Raw genomic sequence first — 6000 nt, 5'->3', positions numbered from 1 at the left:
GATTGGCGCAGTGGTAGCGCGCTTCGTTCACACCGAAGAGGTCACTGGTTCGAACCCAGTATCACGCACCAAAGAACCCCCGTTTCAAGGAACGGGGGTTTTATTATGCCCACCGGGTCAAACCCACCGGCAACAGTCCACCGCAGCGGACACAACCACCCGAGAATGAGGTACCCCGTGACAACACCCGAACTCGCCGCAGCCACCGACTACGGACGCATGTACTCCCGCAAACGCGGAGGAGAACTCCTCGTCCCCTCCATCACCACCGTCATCGGACAGCACGCCAGCGACCTCAGCGGCTGGCACGGGTACATGGCAGCCAAAGCCGCCCTCGAAGACCAGCGCGCCTACCGCGCCACCGGATCCCACGGCCTCAAATTCGCCATCATCCGCGACGCAGCCAGCGCCTCCGAACGATACCGCGACGCAGCCGCCGCCCGAGGCGACCGCGTCCACAACTACGCCGAAGCCGTCGCCCTCCGCGCCATGGGACGCGAACACAACCTCGACGAAAGCCGCGAACAGCTCATTAAGAACGGCGAACAGGCCTACGCCGACCGCTTCGACGAATGGTGGGAAGCGTTCAAGCCCCGCCCCCTCGCCGCCGAAGTCACCATCTGGAACGACACCGTCGGCTACGCGGGCACCCTCGACCTCGTCGCAGAAATCGCGGGCCGAACCTGCATCATCGACTACAAAACCAAAGGCACCGACAAACGCGGCCGCGTCAAAGCACTCGACGAGAAGGTCGTCATGCAGCTCGTCGCCGGGCTCAAAGCCGAAGAATCCATCGTCGACCCCGACGAGGGCACCTGGGAACCCTGGAAATACGGCGACGCGCCCGTCCTCATGGGCGTGGCACTCGGCGAAACCCAAGTACTGCCGCAGCAGGCAAACCCCGCCGTGCTCGAACGCAACTGGTACAAGTTCTGCGCCCTGCGCCGCGTCTGGGAATTCGACCGCCAGGTCAAAGAATTTGAAGACCCCGCGCTCATGCCCGTAGTACCCCCGCCGGTGGCATAGGGGAGAGGCAACAAGCCCCGGGGAGGTGAGGCTCAGCCCTCACCCCAACCCCTCGATTCGTTCTAGATTCGCGCTACCGAATCGGCGACAATAGAACAAATAGGCAGAACGGCGCCCACGCGCCCGCTGTGAAGAATGCGCCTGCTGGGAAAAACCGCCAGCGCAGTTCTGCCACCACAAAGAAATCCGTAAGCACATTCCCGGCACCCGCCGGCAGAGGAGAACCATGACCATCCTGAGCATCCGCACCGTGGGCGACCCGGTGCTCCGCAGCGTCTGCGACCCCATCACCGTCTTCGACGACGACCTGGCACGACTCATCGACGACATGCTAGAAACCATGTACGACGTGGGCGGCGTGGGCCTCGCGGGCCCGCAGGTTGGCATCTCCAAGCAGATCTTCACCTTCGGCGGCATCGACGACCGCGAAGGCTACATCATCAACCCCGTGCTTGAGGTCGGCGAAGAAGACCAGGAAGGTGGCGAAGGCTGCCTGTCCGTGCCCGGTCAGAAGTCCGCGACCCCGCGCAAGAACTGGGCGCGCGTGACCGGCGTGGACCGCCACGGCGAACCCCTCGTGCTGGAGGGTGAAGGCCTGTTCGCGCGCATGCTGCAGCACGAAACCGACCACCTGCACGGCAAGCTTTTTATCGACCGCCTCGTGGGCGAAGACCGCCAGCGCGTGATGCGTGCCCTGCGCGCCGCAGATTACAACACTGTCGCCGCGAAGACCGTGACCGAACGTGCAACCCGCGTGGGCGGTGCCTTCGGCGCAGGTGGCGCGTTCGGTGCAGGTTCTGCAGGTTCCTTCTTCGGTAGCTTCGGAAAGTAGGCTCACATGCTCAACATTATTTACGCAGGCACCCCCGATGTCGCCGTGCCCCCGCTCGACTACCTCGCGAACTCCGATAAGGTGCGCGTGGTCGGCGTGCTCACCCGCGAGGACGCCCCCGTGGGCCGCAAGCGCGTGCTCACCCCCTCCCCGGTCGCCCAGCGTGCCGAAGAGCTCGGCCTGCCCATCGTGAAGGCTAACCGCTGGAACGACGAAGCCGCCGCGGCCATCGCCGAACTGAACGCTGACGCAGCTGCCGTGGTCGCCTACGGTGCCCTGCTGCCGCTGTCCGCGCTGGAATCCCTGCGCTACGGCTGGGTCAACCTGCACTTCTCCAAGCTACCCGCATGGCGCGGCGCCGCCCCCGTGCAGCGCGCCCTCATCGCCGGTGAGCAGGAAATTTTCTCCACTACCTTCCTGCTCGAAGAGGGCCTGGACACCGGCCCCACCTTCGAACAGGAATCCACCCCCGTGACCGCCGACGACACCGCAGGAAGCGTGCTGATGCGCCTCGCCATCAGCGGTGGCGCGCTGCTTGAACGCACCTTCGAACGCCTCGAGGCTGGCGAGAACGGCACCGTGCAGGTTGAGGACGAGTCGGTCAGCTACGCCTCCAAGATGAGCATTGCCGACGGCCGCCTCACCTGGACCGAACCCGCCGAGCAGATTCTGGCGCGCTTCCGCGGCGTGACCCCCGAACCCGGCGCATGGTGCGAACTGGGCGAAAACCGCTTCAAGATCGGCGGCCTCGCGGTCGCCGACGAGCGCCTGGTGCAGTCCCTGAGCGAGGCAAACGGCGGCCCCCTCGCACCCGGTGCGGTGCGTCTGCACGCGAAGAAAGTACTGGTCGGCACCGGAACCGAACCGCTGATGCTGCTGCAGGTTCAGCCTGCCGGTAAGAAAATGATGGATGCGCCCGCGTGGGCTCGCGGCGCTGGCAAGGACATGGCGGAAGGCCTGGTGGTACTCGCATGAGCAACGAAAAGCGCCCCTACAAGGGAGGACACGGCAAGCCCGGTCACGCTGGCAATGGCAAGCCCGGTCACTCCGGTAAGCCCGGCAACGGCAAGTTCAGCCAGGGCGGCGGTCAGGGTAAGTTCAATCAGGGCAGTGGCGAGGGCGGTGCGAAGCGTAAGCGTCGCCGCCGCTCCGGCTCCGGTGCTGGTGTGAACGAGCAGAACCGCCAGCAGAACCAGCGCTCCCAGAATCAGCGCTCCCAGGGCCGCCCGCAGAAGTGGGATGACAACTCCCGCGGCGACAAGAAGCGCTTCGAACCGCGCGGCGAAAATCGTCATGAGAACCGCGCAGAGTCCCGAACCGGCCGCCGCTTTGACGGCCTGACCAGCGTCGAACGCGCCGCACGCCGCGCCAAGACCGCACACGACGACACCAAACGCGGTGGCGGTGGCACCTCCCAACGCAATAAGAGCGGCCACGAACGTAACCGCCGCTCCATGTCCGCCCGCGAATTCTCCGCGGCGGCACCCTCCGCACGCTCGCGTACCGCAGACACCGCACGCGCCACCGTCTTCGAGGTGTTGCGATCCGTTGCCGAATCTGACGCCTACGCGAACCTCGTGCTGCCCAAGGCGATCCGTAGCCACCGCCTCGACCATCGCGACGCAGGCTTCGCCACCGAGCTGACCTACGGCACGCTACGCCACCAGGGTACCTATGACGCGATTCTGCGCCACTGCGTGGACCGCCCCCTCGAGAAGGTCGGCACCACCACACTGATTGTGCTGCGCATGGGCGTGCACCAGCTGCTGAACATGCGCGTACCCGCCCACGCGGCGCTGAACCAGAGCGTGTCCCTGGCACGCGAAAAGATCGGTGCGGGCCCGGCAAGCTTCATCAACGCGGTGCTACGCCGCGTCTCTGAGCGCACCCCCGAAGAGTGGTACGAACTCATCATCGAGGACGCGAAGGACGACACTGAACGCATGGCTCTGCTCGCTTCGCACCCCGCCTGGATTGTGCGTTCCATGCGTCAGGCACTCGTCGCGCACGGTCGCCCCGCCACCGAAATTGAGCAGCTGCTCGAAGCGGACAACCTCGCCCCCGTGGTGAACCTGGTGGCGTTGCCCGGTCTGGGTAGCCTCGACGAGGCGCGCGAACAGGGCGCCGTGGACGGTGAACTGGTTGAGGGCTCGGCGCTGTACGCCTCCGGCGACTTGGCGCGCCTCGAATCGGTGCGTGAAGGCACCGTCCGCGCCCAGGACGCCGGCTCCCAGCTGGTAGCACGCGCGCTCGCCGCAGCACCCCTGGACGGCACCGACACCGCATGGCTCGACCTGTGCGCGGGCCCCGGCGGTAAGGCGGCGCTGCTCGGCGCTATCGGTGTTCAGCGCGGCGCATCCCTGGTCGCCAACGAGGCGGCACCGCACCGCGCCCAGCTCGTGGAATCCTCCATGCGCCCCCTGCCCGAGGACAGCTACACGGTGCTCACCGGTGACGGCCGCCAGATTCGCGAGACCCTGCGCAAGAACGCCTCCGCACTGCCCGGATCCGTTGAACCCGGCCAGCTTTTCGACCGCGTCATGGTGGATGTGCCCTGCTCAGGTCTGGGTGCCCTGCGCCGCCGCCCCGAGGCGCGTTGGCGCAAGTCCCCGCGCGATATTGCCGAGCTGCTGCCCCTGCAACGTCAGCTTCTGGATGCGGCCATTGAGGCGACCCGCCCCGGCGGCGTCATCGCCTACGTGACCTGCTCCCCACACGCGGCAGAAACCCAGAACATTGTTGCCGAGGTGCTCGAAAGCGGCGCGGTCAGCCTGCTCGACTCGGCTGCCGCACTGCGCGAGGTCGCCCTGCACACCGAAGGCGCGAACGGCGAGCCCGTGAGCGTGCTGGCGGGGGAGAAGGACCCCGGCCACACCCCCGAAATCAAGGTGAAGAAGGGCGCGCCGGTTGTGAAGGCTTCGGAGAACCCGACCACCGCGCAGCTGTGGCCGCACGTGCACGGAACCGACGCCATGTTCCTCGCCCTGCTGCGCAAGAACTAACCTCTTATCCACCCGGTGCCCCGCTCAACCGAGCGGGCGCCGGGGGAGTGCAACCTAAGGACAACACACATGGGTATTGCCATTAACCCCTCCATCCTCTCGGCAGATTTCGCGAACCTGCAGCGCGAGCTGGAGCGCATTTCCACCGCAGACGCCGCGCATATTGACGTGATGGATAACCACTTCGTCCCCAACCTCACCTGGGGCCCGCCGGTGGTCAAGCGTCTGCGCGAAATCTCCCCGGTGCCGTTCGACGTGCACCTGATGATTGAGGACGCCGACCGTTGGGCACCCGAATACGCCAGCATGGGCTGCGAGTCGGTGACCTTCCACGCGGAGGCGGCTATCGCCCCCATCAAGCTGGCACGCACCCTGCGTGCTGAGGGCGCGAAGGCGGGTATGGCGCTGCGTCCGGCAACCGCCGTGGAACCCTACCTGGATATGCTCAGTGAGCTGGACATGCTGCTGATTATGACCGTGGAACCCGGCTTCGGCGGTCAGGCGTTCCTGGACGTGACCCTGCCGAAGATCGCCCGCGCCGCCAAGGCGATTGAGGGCGCGAACCTGCCGGTGACCGTGCAGGTGGACGGCGGCATCACCGAAGAGACCATCCTGCGTGCCGCGGAGGCTGGCGCAACCTGCTTCGTTGCCGGCAGCTCGGTCTACGGCGTGGACGAGGCGCTCGGCGGTCCGGAGGCTGCCATCGCCTCCCTGCGTGCGGCGGCTGCTTCGGTCAAGCGCACCGGTTCTGGTTGCGGTTGCGGCCACTAGCGGTCCACGCGGGGAATGATGTACGCCGGTAACGGCGCCCCTGCGTTCTGAACCCGGTGCCCTGATTCGGCGCCTGTACTGAATAAACCTCATACGCCCCGTTGCGGATTCTCGCGGCGGGGCGTTGTGCGTGCCCGGGTGTTGTGTGTGCCTGGGCGCGTGCCCGGGTGCATATATGAGGTCACCGCCGAGAGGGCGTAGGGCGGGGGAGAATCACCCCTTTTAAGTGACATAATGTCAGCAAGACTATGACAAAGCGTGAAATATGTTAACCCGCGGAATTCCGTGGCAAAACCGGGCATTGCGACGGCCAGAGAAGCCAAACTGAACCCGCCTTGATGTAACACTCAGATATCTGTAAGGTTAGGT

Annotated in this window: 5 protein-coding genes; all 5 read left to right on the top strand. The window is 65.9% G+C overall.

Annotation, left to right across the window (positions count from 1 at the left end; genetic code table 11):
* Positions 1-177: 177 nt before the first annotated feature.
* Positions 178-1026, top strand: coding sequence for a PD-(D/E)XK nuclease family protein (locus tag RWL87_RS06675; RefSeq protein WP_313969332.1), 849 nt, complete (start codon positions 178-180; stop codon positions 1024-1026).
* A gap of 226 nt (positions 1027-1252) precedes the next feature.
* A complete protein-coding gene (def, locus tag RWL87_RS06670) occupies positions 1253-1858 on the top strand; it encodes a peptide deformylase (protein WP_313969331.1) in 606 nt (201 codons plus the stop codon).
* A gap of 6 nt (positions 1859-1864) precedes the next feature.
* Complete coding sequence (fmt, locus tag RWL87_RS06665; RefSeq protein ID WP_313969330.1) at positions 1865-2833, top strand: methionyl-tRNA formyltransferase; 969 nt, start codon at positions 1865-1867, stop codon at positions 2831-2833.
* The gene (locus RWL87_RS06660; RefSeq protein WP_313969329.1) at positions 2830-4860 is read left to right on the top strand and encodes a transcription antitermination factor NusB; all 2031 of its coding nucleotides are present in this window, start codon (positions 2830-2832) and stop codon (positions 4858-4860) included. Before fmt ends, RWL87_RS06660 begins: the two co-directional genes overlap by 4 nt.
* Positions 4861-4929: 69 nt before the next feature.
* Complete coding sequence (rpe, locus tag RWL87_RS06655; RefSeq protein WP_313969328.1) at positions 4930-5631, top strand: ribulose-phosphate 3-epimerase; 702 nt, start codon at positions 4930-4932, stop codon at positions 5629-5631.
* The last annotated feature ends 369 nt before the right edge of the window (positions 5632-6000 follow it).

It is taken from the genome of uncultured Rothia sp., assembly GCF_963555405.1.
Classification (GTDB): Bacteria; Actinomycetota; Actinomycetes; order Actinomycetales; family Micrococcaceae; genus Rothia.
Note: the sequence above shows the minus strand (reverse complement) of the source record. Positions and strands in the feature narration are given on the sequence as shown.

What these genes read in the sequence shown, in the direction of transcription:
- def (WP_313969331.1), top strand. Translation starts at nt 1,253, where the DNA reads ATGACCATCCTGAGCATCCGCACCGTGGGCGACCCGGTGCTCCGCAGC.
- fmt (WP_313969330.1), top strand. Translation starts at nt 1,865, where the DNA reads ATGCTCAACATTATTTACGCAGGCACCCCCGATGTCGCCGTGCCCCCG.
- rpe (WP_313969328.1), top strand. Translation starts at nt 4,930, where the DNA reads ATGGGTATTGCCATTAACCCCTCCATCCTCTCGGCAGATTTCGCGAAC.
- RWL87_RS06660 (WP_313969329.1), top strand. Translation starts at nt 2,830, where the DNA reads ATGAGCAACGAAAAGCGCCCCTACAAGGGAGGACACGGCAAGCCCGGT.